The sequence below is a fragment of the Bdellovibrio bacteriovorus genome (assembly GCF_041888015.1).
In the GTDB taxonomy this organism is placed as follows: domain Bacteria; phylum Bdellovibrionota; class Bdellovibrionia; order Bdellovibrionales; family Bdellovibrionaceae; genus Bdellovibrio.
This window is the reverse complement of sequence record NZ_CP168968.1, coordinates 2,914,321-2,934,972: the sequence shown is the minus strand read 5'-3', so window position 1 is coordinate 2,934,972 and position 20,652 is coordinate 2,914,321. Positions and strand designations below refer to the sequence as shown.

7 protein-coding genes are annotated in these 20,652 nt (G+C 50.2%); 6 read left to right on the top strand and 1 reads right to left on the bottom strand.

Annotation, left to right across the window (positions count from 1 at the left end; translation table 11 throughout):
* The first annotated feature begins 247 nt into the window (after nucleotides 1–247).
* From ACES2G_RS14045 to ACES2G_RS14020, 6 genes are read left to right on the top strand one after another with little or no spacing between them, the layout of a single operon-like run.
* Nucleotides 248–4,942 carry a hypothetical protein gene (locus ACES2G_RS14045; protein WP_374000552.1) on the top strand — a complete coding sequence of 1,565 codons (4,695 nt, stop codon included), beginning with the start codon at nucleotides 248–250 and terminating at the stop codon, nucleotides 4,940–4,942.
* A complete protein-coding gene (locus tag ACES2G_RS14040) occupies nucleotides 4,929–10,148 on the top strand; it encodes a hypothetical protein (protein ID WP_374000551.1) in 5,220 nt (1,739 codons plus the stop codon). Before ACES2G_RS14045 ends, ACES2G_RS14040 begins: the two co-directional genes overlap by 14 nt.
* 25 nt (nucleotides 10,149–10,173) lie before the next feature.
* Nucleotides 10,174–16,362: a hypothetical protein gene (locus tag ACES2G_RS14035; RefSeq protein WP_374000550.1), complete on the top strand. Its 6,189-nt coding sequence runs from the start codon at nucleotides 10,174–10,176 to the stop codon at nucleotides 16,360–16,362.
* Between the two features lie 43 nt (nucleotides 16,363–16,405).
* On the top strand, nucleotides 16,406–17,581 hold the full coding sequence (locus ACES2G_RS14030; protein WP_374000549.1) for a hypothetical protein: 1,176 nt from the start codon (nucleotides 16,406–16,408) through the stop codon (nucleotides 17,579–17,581).
* Entirely contained in the window at nucleotides 17,578–18,990 is a 1,413-nt protein-coding gene (locus tag ACES2G_RS14025) for a VWA domain-containing protein (RefSeq protein WP_374000548.1), read from the top strand. The genes ACES2G_RS14030 and ACES2G_RS14025 overlap by 4 nt, the downstream gene beginning before the upstream one ends.
* Nucleotides 18,983–20,209 (top strand): hypothetical protein, encoded by a 1,227-nt coding sequence (locus ACES2G_RS14020; RefSeq protein ID WP_374000547.1) that lies wholly within the window; start codon nucleotides 18,983–18,985, stop codon nucleotides 20,207–20,209. The genes ACES2G_RS14025 and ACES2G_RS14020 overlap by 8 nt, the downstream gene beginning before the upstream one ends.
* Here ACES2G_RS14020 and ACES2G_RS14015 read toward each other — a convergent pair whose 3' ends face one another.
* On the bottom strand, nucleotides 20,210–20,647 hold the full coding sequence (locus tag ACES2G_RS14015; RefSeq protein WP_374000545.1) for a hypothetical protein: 438 nt from the start codon (nucleotides 20,645–20,647) through the stop codon (nucleotides 20,210–20,212).
* Nucleotides 20,648–20,652 lie beyond the last annotated feature (5 nt).

The window sequence follows — 20,652 nt, the reverse complement described above, 5'->3', positions numbered from 1 at the left end:
TGCTCTTCGGATTTTCCCACAGTTTTACAAACTGTTCCCTCTTGAGTATGAGAGGATCGCTCTGATCTGGACTTTGTTAGGTGTGAATCTTACTCTTGCTTCATATAAGAGTCTCAGATTGAACCCGTCAGGTATAAAGGCTGGGAAACTGTCGACTTTTCCTAGACTGTACAATGATCTGTGACGTTTTAAACACCATTTCAATTCTCAGAAACTGAAGATAGCCTTTATATATATGAAATGTTTTTTGTCACTACTCTTGTACGTTGCTTGTGGTGTTTTGATTTCCTGTAGCCAAGCAGGATTGCAGGGCACTAACTTGCCTTCGAAGTTCAATGGATTGGACTCGGCCGTGGCTATTTCGCCAACGGCTGTGAAGCTTTCGTGGCCTCTTCAGGCGCGATTTAAAGAATACAAGATTTATCGCAAAGGGTTTAACTCTCCGATCAAACGCGAAACGTTTGCCACAACAAAGATTGATAGCTTGTCTGCAGACACTTACTACGAGTATTCCGTCGCGGGTGTGGACGCGATGTCAGACGAAGAATTTGGTTTTGATCAGTACATGACGGTGAAGACAATGTCGAACTTCAACGGCATTCCGTCCTCTGGCGTTACCAGTCAGGCCAACGGTTCTGTGGAAGTCAGCTGGGTTAAGAACGGTGAAGGGGTTACGTATAAGATTTTTGCCAAGCGTGAAAGTGACTCCTGGGATCTGACTCAGCCAGTGGCTACTGCGATCAACAAAAGCACGATGCTCATTAGCACTCTTCCAAGTGGTTCCAAGTATTGTTTTTGGGTCATGGCGTTCTATGAAGATGGAACCTTCGAGCCCTCAAATATGAGTGAGACATATTTGAACTCCAAGGCTCCGTGTGCCTTGGTTCAGTCTCAGTTGGCAAATCTTCCTAAGGTGTACATAAACTCAGCCTTCATCGGCAGCTTCCCGTGGTTCTGGACTGAGGGCGGGGACACAACTTATAAGACAGAGATCTTTGAACGTTTTACCGACATTCGTCTAGCCACGGTCAACGGGATTGGATACTTCCGTTCCATCATTCCAATTTCACCAGGTGTGAAGGATATCTATGCGAAGGTGAGTTCAGTCGACGGGAAAGTCACTATCGTTGATGTTTTGACCAAGGGACCTAATGATCAGGTTCTTACGAAGAAACCAAAAGTGCGTGCTCTGGAAGGTGCCGGCGCAAAGGTTCCTCTGGTGCCTCGTTTGGTCGGAGATGGTCTGGGCATGCAGCAGCTTGGGAATGGGATCGTCGTTGGGGACTTCAACTGCGATGGTTATAAGGATGTTGCAATCACAGCGCCACAAGCGACACCATTTTTGAGTGCCCGTCACTATGATGCGACGGGAGCCGTCTCTGTGTTCTACGGTTATCAGCCACCCGATGAGATTGATGGAAACGGTCAGATCGTTCGTCCCAAGCCTCGTTTAAAGACAGACTTGGCGCCTGCGGCGGATGCTTCGGCCCCGGACCCTCAGTTGATTTATTACACTGATATGACTTCCAATGCCCGCTTGGGTATGCGGGTTGCGGCGGGTAACGTGAATGGTGACTGCTTCAGTCGTTATACTCCACCAGAGGGCACGACCGATACGGATCCCAAGATAAATCGGGTGGGTCTGTGTGATGATCTTTACACGCCGATCACGCCACCACTGAATCCTGAGAAGAGCAAAAAGATCTATACCTGTGATGACTTGGCCATCCAGACAAATGATGGATCTGTTTTTGTAGTCTATGGTGACCCGGTCCGCGGACTGGTCAGTGGTTCGGGCGGCAGTGCTTACGGTTTGAACGAGGCTACTTGTGACCCGGCATCCTTCAAGTGTCGTCCAACCAAATATAAAAGTGCGGCTACGCAGTATGTTCGTGCGATTACGTTTGGTGACTATAACAACGATGGATTCGACGACTTGGCGGTGGGACTTGAACTGACCAATGGTAAGCGTCAGGTGCAGGTTTTGCGCGGGGACCGATCTGGTCTTCTGCCGATGTCTTCCACGAAATCTCATGCGTTGATCGACGCAGAAACAATGCTTGTCTCGGAACTGACGGATGGAAGTTTTGTGGGCAAGAGCTCGGCCGAAAGTTTTGGGGATGCCGTCGCGTCTGCCTATAATTCACGCCGCTGCGAAAATGGTGGTGGCTACATTTATCGATCAGCACCTGCGCCGAAAGCGCTGGGTTTTGATTTTGATAAATGTGATGACCTTGTGATTGGTGTTCCTGGGCGGGCCTCAGGACGCGGCTCTATCATCGCTTGTAAAGGCGTGCAGCCCACTGTCGGTACCGACCGTCAGCAAATCACGTCGTGGGAATGTAAAGAATCCTATCCGGATAACACTTTGGGAAGTCCGACGTATCCAATTTCACATATTGATATCAAGGGCTACGGATTCTCATTGTTGGGTGTCCCCAATCAGGGTGGGTATCCGCTGTTCGAAGTTTCTGGAGGTTTAACTCCTAATATTAGCGGTGCTCTGTTTGTAGGAGCTCCCATGTCGACGGTTTCAGGTGCTGCGGAAGCCGGGGTGGTCTTCGGTTATTACATGACTCCAAGATCCTCTGATTTTGCCACCGGCGGCATTGTTGGAATTTTAGAGCCTCAGCAGACGGTGATGGCGGCGAATTCAATTGCCTGCGACAAACGAAACCGAAATGTAGTGACTGGAAGTCTTGAGCATTGTGAAAATCAAGCGATCCACACCAGTCCCGCAGAAGCCGGAGTTCAATTTGGACGTTCTCTGGGTAGCGTAGAGGATATTGAAAACCTGACGCGGGCGATGCCATCGTTGGCCATCGGCGCCCCTTATCGTACGGTTACAAGTAGTGACGGAAAGAAAAATATTGGTAGTCATGGTGTCGTTTATTTGTATAAACCAGACGTTTCCACCTTTGGCTATGACAACGGAATTCGTGTGGACGTGCCGAAGTACTCACCTGACGACTCTCCAGGCTGCACCGTGGGTTGTACCTGGTATAGTGGTGGTGTGAATCCGTTTGGTGCCTCGATTATCTACGCGACCGACATGACACCCGGGACGACTCTGGGTGGTGGAGGCTTGGCCGGGGCTGACTTCAACGGAGATAAAACGGGAGATCTGATTATCGGTGCGCCGAATCTTGCGTTGCCGGCTTATCAGAATGGTGCCTCTTACATCTTCAATTCGACCGGAACCTTCGCGGCCGCTGTGACTAAGCCGGATCAGTCGATTAAAGTTAATTTCAGCAAAGAACTGAATTATCACTATGAGCGGGCCAAGGTCGTTGGGGATCTGAACGGTGACGGATACTCCGACGTTATCACTCACATTTCTGTCGCAAGCACGGTTGAGCTTGTGGTGTTTTATGGAAGCTCCACAGGACTTGTGACGACACCAGAGCCGTCTCGCAACCCAGCGTCGCCTTTGGCGCCGTTAAAGCTTGTTGTTGATACGGATCCTGGGTTTGGTACCGAGTTCCATCGAGTGGGCAGTGTCAACGGCGATGCCTATGACGATATTTTGGTTATCGGCAATAATGGGACTTATATATTCTACGGTTCTTCCAGTGGTGTGGTCTTCGCAAGTGCGCCCTCCGTGGCTCCGGTTGGTCAAAACCCTCTGAGATTTGCGATTGGTGACAGCGATGGACTTCCGGTTGTGACATTCCATGGCAGCACGAAGATGCATGGGACTGTGCCAAACACGCTGGCTTATAGCACATTTGACCCTATGAACAGAGCCGTGGCCTACGGTGACTTCAATGGCGATGGTTACAGTGATTTTGCTCTTGGAACGAATTCTGCCGAAACCCCTTCTATTGACGTGGTTCCGGGGGCTTTGAACATGAGCCCAACAAACAAAGGCCGGGTCTATGTGTTCTATGGTTCATCCGCAGGGCCGCAGACCAATCGTTCGACAGGAAAGGTGTTGTTGCAGCAGGCAGATGGCTCTGCTGCTGACGTGGCCGTCGAAAATCCGTGTACGGAAACATTGCCCAAGTCTTGTAAAGTTCAGGCGCTGGCGTCTCCGGACACGGGCGTAAATTATGGCTGGCGTTTGGTGGGTTTGAAATCCCTGGATGTCATAGCCGGTGAAGAGACTTCAGAACTTGTAGTGGCCGATCCTTCTTATAGTGCCTTCAAGGGGCGGGTGTATTTGTACAAGGGTGGCGCCCGAGGTCTAGGGTACACAAGCTTCCAGAAAATTGATCCAGCGGCGGGCGCTGAAAGATTCGGTTATGATCTGGCGGCAACGGGTGACATCAACGGAGATGGAATCGTCGACATGGCGGTTTCGGCACCAGCGGTGGGTAAAGTCTATGTGTTCTATGGTGGTGTGGTTGGTGGAACGTCCTATGCGTTCTTTGGCCCAAGCAGTTTGGCGGTGACAGATTTCTTTGTGGCAGGCCAGAACCCGATTGCTGTGAATATGCTTCACGCCAGTGAGTCTTTGCCGAAGCCCCAGCGTATTGACGTGATCAATGGTGGTATTTTCGTCCTCGGTGATAATTTTGGTGTGGGGCTTGGTGGCATTGGCGACATCAATAACGACGGATTTGCAGATCTGCTGGTGAATATGCCAGGTAAAGACTTCGATCTTGAAGACACTCAAGAGGATTCTGGTGCTTATGTCGTCTACTTCGGCAGCAACCTGGGCCTGAAGCTGATCGCGGCGAAAGAACAACCCACGGATCCGACAATCCCGGCAGTGCCGACGACGACTCCACGTTGTTATAACGGGGGGGCTGTCCCGGCATGTGAGCCTTTATTGCTCTATCTGCCAGAGCGATCTGCTTATGAGTATTCTTATATATCCAGCACTCCAAGTGGTGATATCAACGGCGATGGAATTCCAGACGTAGTCTTGGGAACTCCGGGAAGAAATCACCCTTCAGGTAAAGCGTTCTCGACAGGAGTCGTCTATGTTCTCTATTAAAAGGATTTTGTATGGTATTTTAGCGGCCAGTATGATGATGCTGGCTTCTTGTACCGAGAAGTTAGAGACAGGAAGCCTGCTGCGTGATTTTACCGGGGCGTCCGGCGTTGAAGTGCTTTCGCCCACGGCCGTCAGAGTTTATTGGGATCTGCATGAGCGCTATCGCGAGTATAAGGTTTACTACAATCTGAGTCAGGACCCGTTGGAGACCACGTCATTCAATGAAGTGACCATCCGTAATCTGAATCCGAATTCCACCTACACCTTTAAAGTTGTGGCGACAGACGGCACCAACAGTGTGGGAGGAAACAAGGAAATAACTGTGACGACCTTTAAGCCTTTTGAAGGGGCGGGGGCCGTCACCAAGGATGCCGATGGAAACCTTATTCTGACTTGGGAATACCCCAACAAGGTTTCCGAGTATCAGATTTTCTATAAAGAATACGAAGACCCCACGGCAGAAAACACGACAAACTGGACAAATGTTAATAAGACGTCCATCGAACCACGGTATATTTTCCGTGGTTTGCCGGGCTCAACTCGTTATCACTTCGTTGTGCAGGTAAAGTATCTTGATAACACCTTTGGTCGTCCTACGAAGGTTGTGACGGCCTCTACAAACTCATCGTTCCCGACACCGGCTTACGAGTTGAGTCCGATTTCAATCGGTTCTTTGCCTTTTGCGAAGGTGAACCCGGTTGTGAATTCCGAATACAGAAATGAGAACTATGTCAGCCGTGTTTATCGTGGTTCTGAAGCGGTTTCAGATCCTCTGGTGGGGGCGGGGACGATCGTATTCTCTCCTTCAGCCAGTTGGAATATCGGCAAGGTCGATGATCTTTCGATTCGTGTGAGTTACAATGATGGCAGTAAAAATGAGACCCTGATCTTTGATAACTTAAGCACCTATATCAAGGGTATTCCAAATGTGAAAGAGATGCCTCCGATGCTGGCCGCAGATGCCGGAATCTCCTTTATGGGCGAAGCTGTGACTTCCGGCGACTTCAACTGCGACGGATATCCGGACTTGGCGGTGGGCTTGCCAAATATGGCCATTGCTTCATTGGGTGTTAAAAATTCGGGCGCTGGTGCCGTGTATGTTTATTACACTTACAAACCGGTAGGTTCTTCGACATACAGATTGAAAACGTCCCCTGCGCCGGAAAGAAATCCGCTGGTTCCTGGGGTCGATCCTCAGCTCATTACTTTCGAGGATCTCAGTCATCAGGCTAAGTTTGGAAAGTCCCTGTCTGGAAGCGGAAATTTGAACGGCGACAGTCATACCGGTCTAGCATGTCAGGATTTGCTGGTGGGTGCTCCGGGGATGGATACCCCTGAGACTGGTGAATACAATGGGGCCGCGTTTGTATTTTTTGGCAGTCGGCAGGGTTTAAAAGCTCCTACGAAAGTCAAGGACATGCAGCAGAACTTCGAAACCTGTAACGGTCTTGTCGACGGGGCGACATGTTCTGCGGTGATGCTGTGGCCCAATACGGCATTGTGGCCTACAGATAAGTGGGACCAGAATCTGAAGACTTATGAATCAGGTAGCGTCGAGTTTGGCTATTCTGTTTCGTTTATTGGGGACTTCAACGGAGATGGTTACGATGATATTGCCGTGGGTGCGCCATCGGGCGACTGGGATGGTATTCCAGCTCCGAATCTGCCGGGAGATTCCAAGTACGAACGTGATACAGGCTATGTGGCGCTGTATTTCGGCTCCAAGTCCGGTATTGGATATGAAACTCCGCTAGCGACCTCCGCTCCGACAGGAACGGATCTGAAATTCCGTTTCTTGAAGATTTATGCTCCAGTACCTCATGCTGGTGCTCGCTTCGGTCATTCAGTGCACGGGGGAGCCGACGTGGATGGGGGCTTCCGTATTCGCAACGTGGATGGGAAGTTGGTCGGTGGAGCCGATATGATTGTCGGCGCTCCTGGCGATCGTTATCCTCAACCGGGTTCTAATAAAGTCAAGGCAACTACTGTAAACTGTACGACTCCGGACACCTGTGCCGCAGTGACACCTGCGGAGGGTGGGGCTGGGATCACGGTGGGTTCATTTAACTATCCGTCGAATACAACCATCTATGGCTTGCCTGTGACTCAGGCGCTTTATGGAATCGGTTCAGCCCCAGGGGCCGCCTATTTGTACTTTGGTCGCTCTGCACCTTCGGCGTCGGCACCAACGGACTCAACTTTCCGGGGTACTTTCTGGCAGTGTGGTAATCGAAAAATGGATGCTAAAGCGCACTTCTCGTGTCTGACGAAGAACACCGGTTTTAGAGTCCTGTTCCCACGAAGTTTCTATAAGGAAGATCAACCCGGAAACACGACCAAAATGCCAAGCAAAGGTTTTGGAACGTCTGTGGCTTTGGTGGGCGATTCTTCTCGTTATGACAGCACCAACACCGCCATCACAAACCCTTCGGATTCGAATGGGGATGGTTGGGCAGAAGCAGTCGTCGCCAGCAGTTTGTTCGATAATGGCAGTAAAATTTCCTCCGGTGCTCTGTGGGTCTTCTATGGAAATCCAGGCAAGCTCTATGAAATTGAAGCCTTCCGTGTGATTGATACAGCAGCCTCAACGACAGCCTACAGCCGTCATTGGGTGGATGGTCCTCCTCAGTGTACCTCATTTGCGGTGGACAACCTTGCCAGCCGTGAAATGTGTGCGCCGACGCTGATTCGCTCCAACTCCATTGGATCGGGCTTCCGCTTGGGTTATTATCCTGAGGCCATGGCCGTGGCCGATGTGACCGGGGATGGCTTGAAGGATGTGGTCGTCGGTGCCACCGGCGACAGCACGAAAGCCACAAATTCTGGTGCAACCTATGTGTTTACAAGTCTGCAGAATGCAGGTCTGACATCGAACTTCCTGCATATCTACAACTATCAGGGGAAGGCCAATGACTATTTTGGTCGCGCTGTCACAGCCGGAAACTTTGACGGTGACTTCAATGGCCTGCTGCCGCTGAATGACGTCTTTGTTGGTGCCTATTTGGACAAGTCCCAGAAAAATGGTGGTGGTGCCGCCTATGGATACTACTCCAAGGGTCAGCCTTTGGCTTCCGTCAACTCCGTTCCAGAAGAGCGACTGGTGGACTCTGCCGCCAGTCCGCAAAGTTTGAATTTTGAAACAATCCGCTTGGTTGGGGATATCAATCGGGATGGATATGATGATGCCGTTGGGCAGATCTCCCGACCTTCTCCTGATTCTACTGTGTCGACAACTGATGCGGTTGTGTTCTTCGGCTCTAAGGTGGGTCTGGTTACGACTTCATTCTGCCGTGAGAATCTGAGTCGTATCTTCAAAGCTCAAAATCAGAATGAGACTTATTGTTATCCTTCGGTAAACCCCGCTCAAGGGGTGACATTGGATGATATCGCTCTTCCTCAGTTGATCACACGACCGACAGGCTTTAGCGCCGGATGGGCGATTCGATCCTTTGCTGCCGGGGATGTAAATGGTGATGGTTTTGCTGATGTGGCCTTTATTGATTACAATAGCGGTGGTCAGATCCTGATGTATTATGGATCCCGTGGTGGTTTGCAGGCTGTGACCAATCCAAAATGGATTCCAGCCGCGGGTGATCCTCAGATCATCTCCAAATTATGGAATGTCATGCCAACGGGGACCGACTCTTTTAACAACATTTTGGATGAAGCTCGTCCGTGGAGCAGACAAATGATTCATCACGGGGACTTCAATGGTGATGGATATTCTGACATCGTGTTGAGCAATCCCCTGGGTTCTTCATTCTTCCGCATGAACAAAACCGGAACTGTGATTGATACGACTCCTCCAAGTGGTGGGGCTGTTGCCGCAAATAGTGGTTGGCAGTGCGAGCCGGAGCCCGACTCTGGATGTACCAATGGGGATCCGGCCATTGAAATGGGTCGCGTGTGGATCTACTACGGCTCATCCGTAGGGGTGCAAACTCCTAAGTTAAAAGGCTTTGGCCCGGGGGATGAACCTACGGTTACAACGGCTCTGGCATCCAGCAATGCAACTTACATGGTGGACACGTACGGCACTGAATCCGCGGCCCTGGCCGGGAAGCCATGTAACAACGGTGCCTGTAAAATGCAGTTCTTGTACAGTCCCATGGTTCGCAACGTCGACTATGGATACCAACGCATGAGACACATGTTCGGAATGAGCCTTGCGGTCTTGGACATTGATAAAGACGGCAAAGACGATCTGGTTGTTTCTGCTCCAGGCTGGGAAGATCTGGCTTGTTATTATGATGCCAGCCCGCGAAGCAACTATGGTCGTGTGTTCCTGTACAAGGGCAGTGCGAATGGTCTGCAGGCAGGACCTAGAGAGGACTACTACAACGCGGATTATTCCGGAGGCTCCTGCACGGATGATACTTTGTTCCAGAGTGTGGATCCGACGTTGGATTCTTCAGGTGCAAGCGGAAAAGTGACGGCACTTATGCCACCAATTCTAAATGGTGCACTGGGTGTAAATAACAGGGACGGACGTTACTTCGGCTATCGTGTTGCCTCCGCGGGGGATTTGAACAACGACGGATACGAAGACTTGGTTGTCACTGCGCCACGGGAAACCCCCAAAGCTGGATTGGCAAATGCGGGGGTCGTCTATGTCTATTATGGTCCTCTGTGCGGCTCAGACAACAGAGATGTGATGTGGGACTATCTCGGCAGTCACTTGAACAAGCAGATGGAGTACACAGATCCAAGTCTGCCTGGCGGAGCTGCGGGGATCCAGTGTATGCGCTCGGTGGGGACGCCAAAACCTGCGCCACAGATGTTCTACGCCTGGGATTCAAGAGCCTCTGACTTCCTTGGCTCTGAGGTGATGTCAGGTCGTATGAAGTCCGGTGATTTCAACGGTGATGGGTTCGATGATATTATTCTTGGAAGCTACGGCTACGATGATCAGGTTAATGGCATTACAAACCTGGGGCGTGGAATTACCTTCTTTGGTTCCAGCAAGGGGCTTCATTCCGAAGACTATCCGGATACTGTCGTCGTCGCTGATGCCGAAGGCAAATACAAACCATTTATCATCAGCCGGGAAGAAACAGAGAATTCTCCGAGTTATTTCTTCTCTAATACCTCTTCAGGTGACATTAACGGTGATGGAACTATGGATATCTTGGTTCCAAGTGAAACACATGATGGATATGCGCCGATGAACGGAATTGATATCGGGACATTCTTCTTGCTTTATTGAGGGACGTAGTTAGTTGGGGGCGGGGATGCTGAAAGCTTTGGTGCTAATTCTGGCGACGGTCTGGTTGACGGGCTGTCTTGAGGAGCAGGGGAGTTCGAGTGAAATCGTAATTCCTCCCGGCAGCCTATTGCAATTTGACTTGGCTCAGGCCAACGTGGTTAGTACCAAGAAGTACTCCATGTATTTGACGGAGTTCGATCAGGAAAGTAAAAAGACCAAAAATCTTCTTGATATGACGACAGAAGCAAAGCCGGATTATCTCCGTTCGATCATGCCTAAGGGGTTGACGCCCACGGGGGCTTTGGTTCTTAAGATTGTCATGGAGTATCGGACCACACCTTGGTTCGCGCTCGTGTATCCCGGAGAAACCATTTCTCCAAGTCTTGAAACCACGTTGGTGTATAATCTTTTGTCCAACTATCCGGGACGAGCCCTGAGTACCTACACTCCCCAAGAAATCAAAGCTATCACCGATGCTGTGATTCGTTTTAAAGAGGACAGACTGGCGATGTTTGGTATCGCACCGAACTTCAATCCGGATCATCTGTACCGTTTCCTTCGGAACGGTCTTTCAAACAGCTATGACTTTTTATCTTTACTAAAAGGTTACGGAGTTGAATTTGTCTTCAACTCTGACGGCGATGTCACTCAGGAACCCTATCCATTTGGCATTTTAAATCGGGCACCTGTTCTTGACTTAAAAGCCACCACCAAGGTCAGTACACAGCGTGTGGAGGAAGGCAAAAAGCTGGAAATTCGCGCTGTGGCGGTGGATCCTGATGGTGATCAGGTGTTCTTCGCATGGATGTTTGAAGGCTCTTTGGTCACTGCTGAAGACGGTGTCGTCCGCTATGAACCTGATTATGATAAAGGACGTCCGGATCCCTACACCATGAGTGTGCTGCTTTCTGACGGGGGCAAAATTGCCAGGGTGGATTGGCCGGTGCAGGTTGAAAACGTCAATCGACGTCCGACCTTTAGTCACAGCTGTACCATGCAGGTGAATGAAAATCAGCTGTGGACGTGCCGGGTTCGCTTTCAGGACGAAGACGGTGACCCCGTCAAGGTGAGCAGTGACGGAATTGAGGGCTCGACAGCGGTCTATTTAAACGGACAGGCTACGCCGACCGAAGTTGCAAACGCAAACGAAGTTGAAGTGCGTTGGACGCCTAATAATGAAGACGCGCGCAAGGGTGTTAATACGATTGCTCTGCAACTTGTAGACTCTTTGGGCGGCCTGACTTTGGCAAATTTGCAGGTCAAGGTGATCGATACCAACTCGGCCCCTGTGATGCTGGGCGGGGTGAATCCGGTTTATGACAACCCCATTGAGTGGGACTACTGTGCCTCGGAAAATCCCGACGGCGTGGAGCCTTATCAATTCTATCTGGATTTCCAGGATCCTGACAATGTGGCGGCCATCCCGGCAAATCCTCTGGACGAAATCACATTGACGACGGCCGGGACTTTAAAAAGCTATATCACTCAGCTGGGCAGCGCTCAGGTTCTGGCCGATCGTGTGCGATACACCTTTGTATGGAAGCCTTTGCATTCATTGTTAAAAGGAACGTTCATTGTGACTTTGAAGGACAATCACAATGGAACCACTCCGCCCATCACTTTGAATCTGACTGCGGCAGATCGAAACACCAAGCCTTGTATGGGCGGTGGGGATATGACATTGCAGGTGCAGTCCAACAAGCTGCAGCATCAATCTACCTTCTCTGTGAGTGACCGAGACAACGATCCCCTGTGGCTGGAGGCTTACGATTTCTCTATGGCGGGAACTCCTCTTTTGAAGGGGGCTGCGGATGCCTTAAGTAATCTGCAGGATTGTGGAACTAATCAGCCTCTTATCTTGCGGCGTTCAGTGGGAATGACGGAGCCGACTTATCGTCGGAATGCTTCCAGCTTCTGTATAAGAGCTCACCATACTTCTGAAAACGTCAATGGTGGTGTGGCGGGATATGTGCGTTTTGTGCGTGCAGCGGACGATACGGCAGTTCGGACTTTCTCGACGGCAAATACGTTCACCGATCCTGCGACAAATATCGTGTTCAAACCGCGTGTGACTGTTACCATTAATCCGGGAGACCTCGAAGTCTGGTTCCCGGTCTTTACCGAAGTCACAGCGGCGACGGCCGCCGCCAATACTCTGACTGTGATGTCACCGGCGGTGGCCGGAGTTACGGCGACAAATCCCTCTGCGTTTTACGACCGTGGGGTGATTCGTTTTACCAGAGCGTCGACTGCGACTTCTGTTCCGATCCCCAAGTTTACGATTGTCAAAACGGCTTCAGGCCGCTTGATTCAGGCCCGAACGGCGGATGATATTGTAATGGCTGTTGGGGTCGCTACCGTGGAGGTCCCGATTTGGCGTGTACCCCAAATGATAGCGAACAATACCGAGCTGACACCTTCCAACACATTGCCGGGTTCGCCAGCCTTTAAAATCCACGCAGTTTCGGGTGTTGTGACGGCGGGCAGTCTGCCGAATCCGCCGGGTCTGTATGATTGGAACGAAAATCTGGTGCATCAGGGAACTTCCAACAACGTCTTGCTGCAAAGACGTTTCCGTGTGCGGGTGATAGATGGCTATCGTCTTCCAGGCAATGCGGTTCTGACGTTCCTGGATGCTCCGCCCGCCGGGGCTAGTAACGTCACTGTGAAGAATACGGCGACAATCTTTCAACATGAAGGAAAAGTGAACTTCACGCGTCCTTCCGGTGCGGGGGCTGCTGCGGCAATTACTTTGCCGGCCGGGACTCGTTTAAAGACAGCCAACAGAACTCTTTATGAGATCATCAACCCAGTGTCCATGGGTATCAATGTAACTTCTGTTTCAGCATGGGTTCGTCGTATCAATAATATCGGAATGACGACGACGGCCGGGGTTAACAATCGATTTGCCACGATTCAGTTCCGTGATGTGAACATACCGTCAGTCATGGTAGGACCATCCGTAATTACAGCCTATGAGGGCGTGACCTTGCAGGACGGCCTGATCCAGATGGCTGACAGCACCCAGGAATTGCCTGTTCCCTATTATAAAAATCACGAGTACTGGTACCCGTTGGATGCCCCTGACTTCTTCAACTTTAGAATTGAGAAGATCGGCACAGGTCCGGCGGGGCAGTGGGACTATTGTCGGGTGCCGGGCAATCCCACCGCAAATGGAGTAAGTTGTGCGGCCAGCCGTTGTGATGTCGACCCTGTCGTGGCGGACCGGGCTTTCTTCAGATCTAACAGATGTTATTTGCGCTATGTTCCTCACGCCAATGATCTATCCGGTACGTTCAACTTCAAGGTGACGATTACAGAAAGAGCTCCGTGGGGTAATACTGGCAACATTCAGACGATTACTTTGAATGTAAAAGAGATTAACAAAAAACCGGTTCTCACCGACAGCAACTTCGCTCCTCTGGCAGGGGGAGTGGGTTCGGCCTTGGGGAACCCTCAGGTGTTGGGTGACTATACAGAGGGAACAGAGTCTTTCTATAACATCTATGCGATAGATAGAAATAAAGGGGCTGAGCTGCAGACAGTGAACTTTGAGCTGGACACTCAAGTTTATGATCTTAAAAACAGCGTTTGGCGACCAGCACCGAGCGGTCTGGTTGTGCAGGTTGATAAGCGAGAGGCCTTGACGCCGGGGCCAGGTACGAAGACCACAGCAAAATTGTTGTGGAATCCAACCGACGAAGAGGCAAAGAAATTTGGCGGTACAGACGGATTGATCGTCAAAGTTAAGATTTATGACGCCAAAACGATGCCAGATGTGCGCGAGTCCATCGATGCATACTTTAAAGTGCGTCTGATTAACAAGAACCAGATTCCATCCATCGCGGAAATTTCTGCGGGCAATGAGTTTACCATTTTTGCAGACACGTATTTCTATAAAGATATCTATCTGTATGACAAGGATGCTTACACTCCGGAAGGCGGCAGCTTCACGACACAGCTGACCTTGTGTCGTGACTCGAATGGGGTGGCATTGCAACATCCCACTCTGGATCCAGGCGCCGCAAACCCATTTATTTGTCATGCTACGGTGGCCACATGGGCGACAGAACTGACCACTTACGATGCGGCCTACAAGCGTAATGTCAGTGTTACGAACTGTGGTGATGGCACCAATTTGAATGCGGATTTGGCCGTGCCGAAGCTGACTCCGGTTGGCTCTCCAGAGGTTATTAACGGAGTTCATCGCCAGCGCTATAAAATGGAATGGTGTCCACAGCGTTCGCACATTGGAGTTTATTCTTCAGAGCTATTTGTGAACGATAACGGGGACCAGGATCGAGATGGCACAATGTCTGGCAGGACAGTGAGCGCGACACCGCTAAGAATTAAAGTGGTGGCGCCTGCATTCTTCGTCAGTCCAAGGCAGAATCTTGCAGGGGATCCTATTCACTTCATGCCTCACACCAGTGCAAGTATGCCGTCTGCGCCATTTAAGTACCCTGTTATAGTTAACAATTCTCAAGGAAATCCCTTGGAGTATTCTTTGGTGACATCGCCAAGAGCCTGCTCTGAAGCCAACGGGATGTGTATTGACGCTGCCACAGGGATCATCTCCTGGAATCCTGCTTATCCGGGGGATGTGACTGCGGAAGGGGCGGCAGGGCACCTGGTGCGAGTGAAGGTCAAAGATTTAAAAACACAGGAAACCGATGTGGTGGGCTTCTATCTGAAGGTGCAAAATCCACTGGCGCCGTTTGAGGTCTCTCCAACCCTGGACAGCTTTATGCCGGCAGGGACTGATGTTCTGGCCTCTGAGAAAAATCCGGTGGCCTTCTCGGTGACGGCCTCGGATCCGAACACCAATGACACACTTTTCTATCGTTGGTATGTGAATGATGAGTTGATTAGCGATGAGGGGGCCAGTTTTTCCTTTAAACCCAAAGACACTGATGGATCTCTGGATCCGGATGGTTCTGGCCCGTTGAAGGCCGGGGAGTTTGTTGTCAGGGCCGAAGTGACTGACGGTAACTACATTGCTGCCAAAGAATGGAAAGTTAAGATTCGTAACAACTATCTGCTTGGAGAGTCATTGTTTGACCTGACCAAGGCTCGTCCAGAAAGTCTGCCATCTCAGATGCCATTAAGTCTGAACTGGAATCTTGAAAGTTATATTTCCGTCAGCTTGGGTGCAACCATGGTGGACCATGTGATCTTCGCAGGGACCTACATGATGGGGGTGTTTAAAAAGCATTTCTTGTGGGACTTTAGCTTGGTCAACGGTGTGGTGACGAAGCCCAATGGAACATTGATTAATCCTCCTTGGAATTTCTATGAGGATCTTCCTTGGTTGTCCGGAACAGAATCCAAACGTTTGGGGCTGGTCAGAACTAATGGCAGCTTTGATATTGTCCTGACTTCGCAGTCAGGGCGTGCGGGTCCCTTCGGTTTGACCACTGAAGCCCTGCGTATCCCGGCAGGTGATTTAACAGGGCTGTCCTTGGGCTCGGGGAACAAGTGTATCGGTGACTGTCCCCAAGATCTGTTCTTGACCTCAATGTATTCGGATGCTCGTTTTACGGAGTCAATGGATTCGACTTATGTCTTCTATTCCTCTGACAACAAGGACAAGCTGATGTACGACTATTTGGGTCCGGCGTCGCCGATCCAGATCTATAATTTCGGTTCAGCAAAGATTTCAGGAATGGCATTGAACAAGAACCTGAATCGAATTTACGTCACAACCCAGCAGACCAGTCCGTCTGTTTCACACAAACTTTGGGTCTTCAATGTTGCTCCGATCCGTTCGGGAGGGGCTGCAACCCTTGTCGCGCAGATTACTTTGTGGGATGGAGTCGTGGGACATGAAGACTGTAAGCCTTCGGATCTGGTTATCGACACCGTCAATCATCGTGTCATTGCGTTGCTATCCGGTACAGGCGGAGTGGCCGTCCTGACCGATGGCCCGGCGAAGACGCCGACAATTTCGGACGTTCAGTTTGTGGGAGTCAATGAAATCAGCAGTTCCCCATTTGATGTTCCGGGGCAGGGGAAGCGTCTGGTGATTCGTCCAGAGGACCGAATGGTGATTGGTACGATGAAAGACGCCAATCAGGTCTTCACGATTGATCTGGATAGCTATCATGTTTATACGAATTCAGTGCAGGATCCGATCGACAGCATCGGCAGTTTCGACTCTGGTCAGATCCTGCTGATCAGTCGAAGCAAGGGCCGGATTTACCGCGCTCGATAGCTTTGGAATTGTAACTTTCAGACAGGCCTCATAGACTTTAAGGGTGAGGCCTTTCTTCTTTTTTCTGAGTATTTTCTTATTCCTGAATGCGGCTTATGCCAGCATCATCAATACGGATATCATCCGTCGAAACTCTGTTCCTGTTGTCAGCGTCAACGACGATGTTGTCATGGTCAAACAATCACCTTTGATTCGCGTGGGGGATCTGGTGGTGATCGCGCGTATTGTTCAGGATGACATCGAGGTCATCGCACGCGGATCGGTTGAAAATGTTCAAAACGGCTTGCTGCTGATTCTTTTAGATTCAAAAACAATCACGAAGTTTCCCAAGGCCCGTGACAGGGTGGTCAGTCTGGCTCGCTTGCAGGAAAAAAAATATGAAGAGCCTCCCGTGCCACCTCCGGGAGATCTGATTCCGGATGAACCCGATTCCTATGAACCCGGTTATGCCCAGCTTGATTTTGGCCCTTACAAAGGAAAGTTTGAAAGTGGTTCTCCGAATCAGGCCAATCAGTACAAGATCTTTGAGTTTGATTTCATGAACACCCATCTGATGTGGTACTTCGATTTTCTCTGGCGAATTGGGATCGAATATCAAACTTCGGGTGGCTCGGTGCCTTTGCGATCTTACAATCGTGAAGAAAAGCCCACAAAGTATCAGGAAACCACACTGGCCATTCATTACCGTCTTCTGCCGATTTGGAAAGAGTTGCGTCCGACCTTCAAGCTGGTCAGTCGATCGACTAAATTTACCACTGAAAATGATGATGAATATGTTCTGAGCAGCACAGCGACAGGGACCGGCCTGGGGGTAAACCTGCACTATTTGTTCGGGGACAATAGATTTAAGTCGAATCGTACATTTGACTGGAGCTTCAACAGACTTTATTTCGACCTAACTTATTTTCCTATGTATTCGGCCAAAGACGAGGGTGTGACACGCGGGGAAAGTTCTACGGGCTCAGCGATGGAGCTGGCGGTGGGGGCAACAACGTTGGTGCATTTGGGGTTTGTGCCTTTCTTTAAAAGATTTTCGATCGATATCAGTATGGGGATGAGCGAAAGCCAGGTTGCCTTCTCGGGGGCACCGACGAACTCCCCGGATGGATTCTATTCCATACCCGAAGGTGGCACTTACAAAGAAACGCAGAACTTCGTTAAAATCATGATTGGCCTTCGTATGGAAGATTTCGTTGGAAAGATGTTGAAACCGCGATGAAAAAGATTTTATTCACAGGCCTGCTTCTTTGGGCCGGCCTTGGCGTTGCACAGACTGCTGAAGATAGTCCTTCGGTGCCGTTGGGAATGACCCAACTGCAGGCGACGGATCTTCTGGATAATATGGACTTTGACCCTGCGAAGGTTCCGGTCAGTCCCGAGGGGATTGCGACGGCGGAAAATCTTCCTGTGGAGGCCATCCCTTTGGTGGAATACATCATCGACAGTTCCGGCTCCATGGGGCAGTTGATGGGTCCCAAGAAAACCAAGATCTATGTTCTAAAAAAGCTCCTTTCTCGCTATCTGATGTCCCAGTGGACTGAAAAGACCAACAGTGGTCTTCGTGTGATCGGTTCCCGTCGTAAAAAGGACTGCAAAGATAACTATATCGCTATCCAGCCGGGACAGTCGAAACTGGGTGCGATCGAGGGGATTGTTAAAAGTTTCGAGCCTGTGGGTATGACGCCGATTGGGGCGGCCCTGAAGGACGCGTACAAGGATTTGGAAGGCTATAAAGGGCCTAAACGGGTGGTGCTTTTCACCGACGGAGAGGAAACCTGTGGTCAGGATCCTTGTAAGATTGCGGCAGAGCTTGCCGGTAAAGATGTGGATTTGAAGTTCTTTGTGGTGGCTTTCGGGTTGCAGAATCAGCCGGATGTTTTGGACAAGTTGGCCTGCATCGGAGAGATGAATCAGGCCGATGACGAAGAAAAGCTCGAGGATCTTTTGCAGGATCTGGATAAGAAGCTCAATCCAGGGAAAAATCTTTTCGTCAGCAGTCCACAACCCAATGCGACTGTCTTTTTGTTCCGTGCAGATTCACCTGGCGAGATCTATAGAAAGTTTCACGCCTCAACAGGAATTCAGGTTCCTCCGGGGAAGTATCTGGCCATTGTAAATATCAAACCCAAGTATAAGTTTGCCGAATTCGTGATTCCACCGGATAAGAAAGTAACTTTGAAAGTCCAAGGCAGCGGCTTCTTTCAGGCAAACTTTATTGAAAAGCTGATGAAGATCGAACTTTTGGATATCAACCGCAAGGTGGTTAAAAGATTCACCAGCGATGTCCGCACGCCACTACCTACCGGAAAGTGGGCCTTGCGACTGTATCGTGACCCGTTCTTCGAAAAGACCATTGAAAATTACCTGATTGTGCCCAACGGCGAGTACACCTATGATATTCAAGAGGCTGGGGCTGTCGTGGTGGAAGATCCCAAAGTGCGTGGAATATATGTCTATGATGGACGTTTTGCCCTGCTGGGAAATCACCTGACCAATGTTCCCTTCGTCTTGGGTAAGGGTGTTTACGAAATCAGAGTCGATGAGAAATGCGTCTTTAAGGATGTGATCATGGGTTCGAACTCCGGCCTGGTGAAGCTGGATTGCAGCAAGGTGAAAAAGAATGAATAGCAAAAGCAACAGGTCGATTCCCTTTTTCGTCAAAGTGCCTCTGATTCTGGCGGCTGTGATTTCTGTGGGACTGCTTGCCGTGATTTTTTTAGAGGAACATAAATCCCGAGGGGATCTTCCGCTGTGCACGACGACCCAATCCGGGAAGTTTGCAAACACAGCCATGGTTGTCGGGCTGGATAGATTTTCGGATGGAGAATACCGCGCTGTCAGCTTGAACCCGAAAGGGGACTCCTGGGTTCTGAATAAGCTGACTTTTAAGTCGGATTTCGCACCACATTTAGAGCCACAATCCACCACGGCCAACGCGATGTATGCGTTTGAGGAAGTAAAATATCAAATCGTGAATTCCTCGGGGGACATGGCTTTTCTTAGGTCCTCGACGGGAAGAACCTTGCCCATTCGCTTTGACAGTGAAAGGGTCGAGATGTTGAATCAACTGGGTATCTGCGGCAATCAGTGGTCGGCAGAGGTGCACTTTCTTCGTCTGAACCAACGGACCTTTGTTTCTTTGGAACCTTCCGGTCGGCTGGGTTTTTACGACAGCCGCAACTGGCAGAATGTGATTCCTCGGGAAGCCCCACGCTCACCCGACACGTTGATGGGGGTTGAGGCGGGAAATACACTCAGTGTTCTGGCATGCGGTCAGGCTTATTCCAACAGCAAAGCGCGTGTGCGAATTATACCGGGGATGCTGGCGTTTTCCTCTGGAGAAACCAATGACTTTGCTGTCTATAAGGTGGCTTCTGAAAAACTCAGCCTGGAATCTCAGCGTATGTCTTTGAGTGGTGCCTCCAATCCTTTTGCGGATTTTGTGCTGGCTCCCTATGATCAGATAGGTTTTAAAACCAGTTCTTGGTTAGAGCGCGATGAAAAATGGGATTTCTATCCGCTTCGCTATTTGCAGGGGGCTGCGGCCACACCAGTTTCTGTAGGTGAGCCTCTGGAAATGCGTGAAGAGTACCGTGTGATTGGGGAATCAGAACCGCAGGCTGTATGGTTCGCCGAACGCCGCCGCCCGTATAATCTGTTGAAAGAATATGGGTTGACCGTGGCGGCACCGGCCGGAGAAGCCAAAAAGTATGTCCTGAAGGATGAAACGGCAATCAGTGCAGTGACTGAGCGGGGATTGTGGACGGTTCTTCCCGGGGGGCGTCACTTGTTTATCCAGAATAAGAAAGACACTGTCGACTATTCTATCGTTCAGTGTCCTCTGTAACTAAAGGAAATCCACGTTGGTCTGATAGCTTTGACGATCAACGTATTGGCTGGCAGGTTCGCGCGCGGCAGGCACTTCCCAGTAAGCAGGCTGGCTTGGAGTTTCTTTTTTCGCGGCGGGGGTGCTTTCTCCGCGCACCACTTTTTGCGCCAGGTAAGTCAGCTGGGTTTTTGCCACATGCAGTTCGTGACGCATGTTCTTTTCTGATTCCAGGGCGCGGTTCCAAAGGACATAGATGCCCTGAACCTCATTACGGGCATCAGCCAGTTCTTTTTGGGTGGCAACCAGACGTTCGCCCAGAAGATTCTTTTCTTGATTGGCCTTATCCAGTGCAGATTGAAGCTTGGTATTCTTTTGCATCTTAAAATACTCAAGGCCGATCAGAATTCCTTCGACGGCAAAGATAAGTAGGCAGACCCCTATAAGAAGGTTTGTCATTTTCA

What these genes read in the sequence shown, in the direction of transcription:
- ACES2G_RS14040 (WP_374000551.1), top strand. Translation starts at nt 4,929, where the DNA reads ATGTTCTCTATTAAAAGGATTTTGTATGGTATTTTAGCGGCCAGTATG.
- ACES2G_RS14035 (WP_374000550.1), top strand. Translation starts at nt 10,174, where the DNA reads ATGCTGAAAGCTTTGGTGCTAATTCTGGCGACGGTCTGGTTGACGGGC.
- ACES2G_RS14025 (WP_374000548.1), top strand. Translation starts at nt 17,578, where the DNA reads ATGAAAAAGATTTTATTCACAGGCCTGCTTCTTTGGGCCGGCCTTGGC.
- ACES2G_RS14020 (WP_374000547.1), top strand. Translation starts at nt 18,983, where the DNA reads ATGAATAGCAAAAGCAACAGGTCGATTCCCTTTTTCGTCAAAGTGCCT.
- ACES2G_RS14015 (WP_374000545.1), bottom strand. Translation starts at nt 20,647, where the DNA reads ATGACAAACCTTCTTATAGGGGTCTGCCTACTTATCTTTGCCGTCGAA.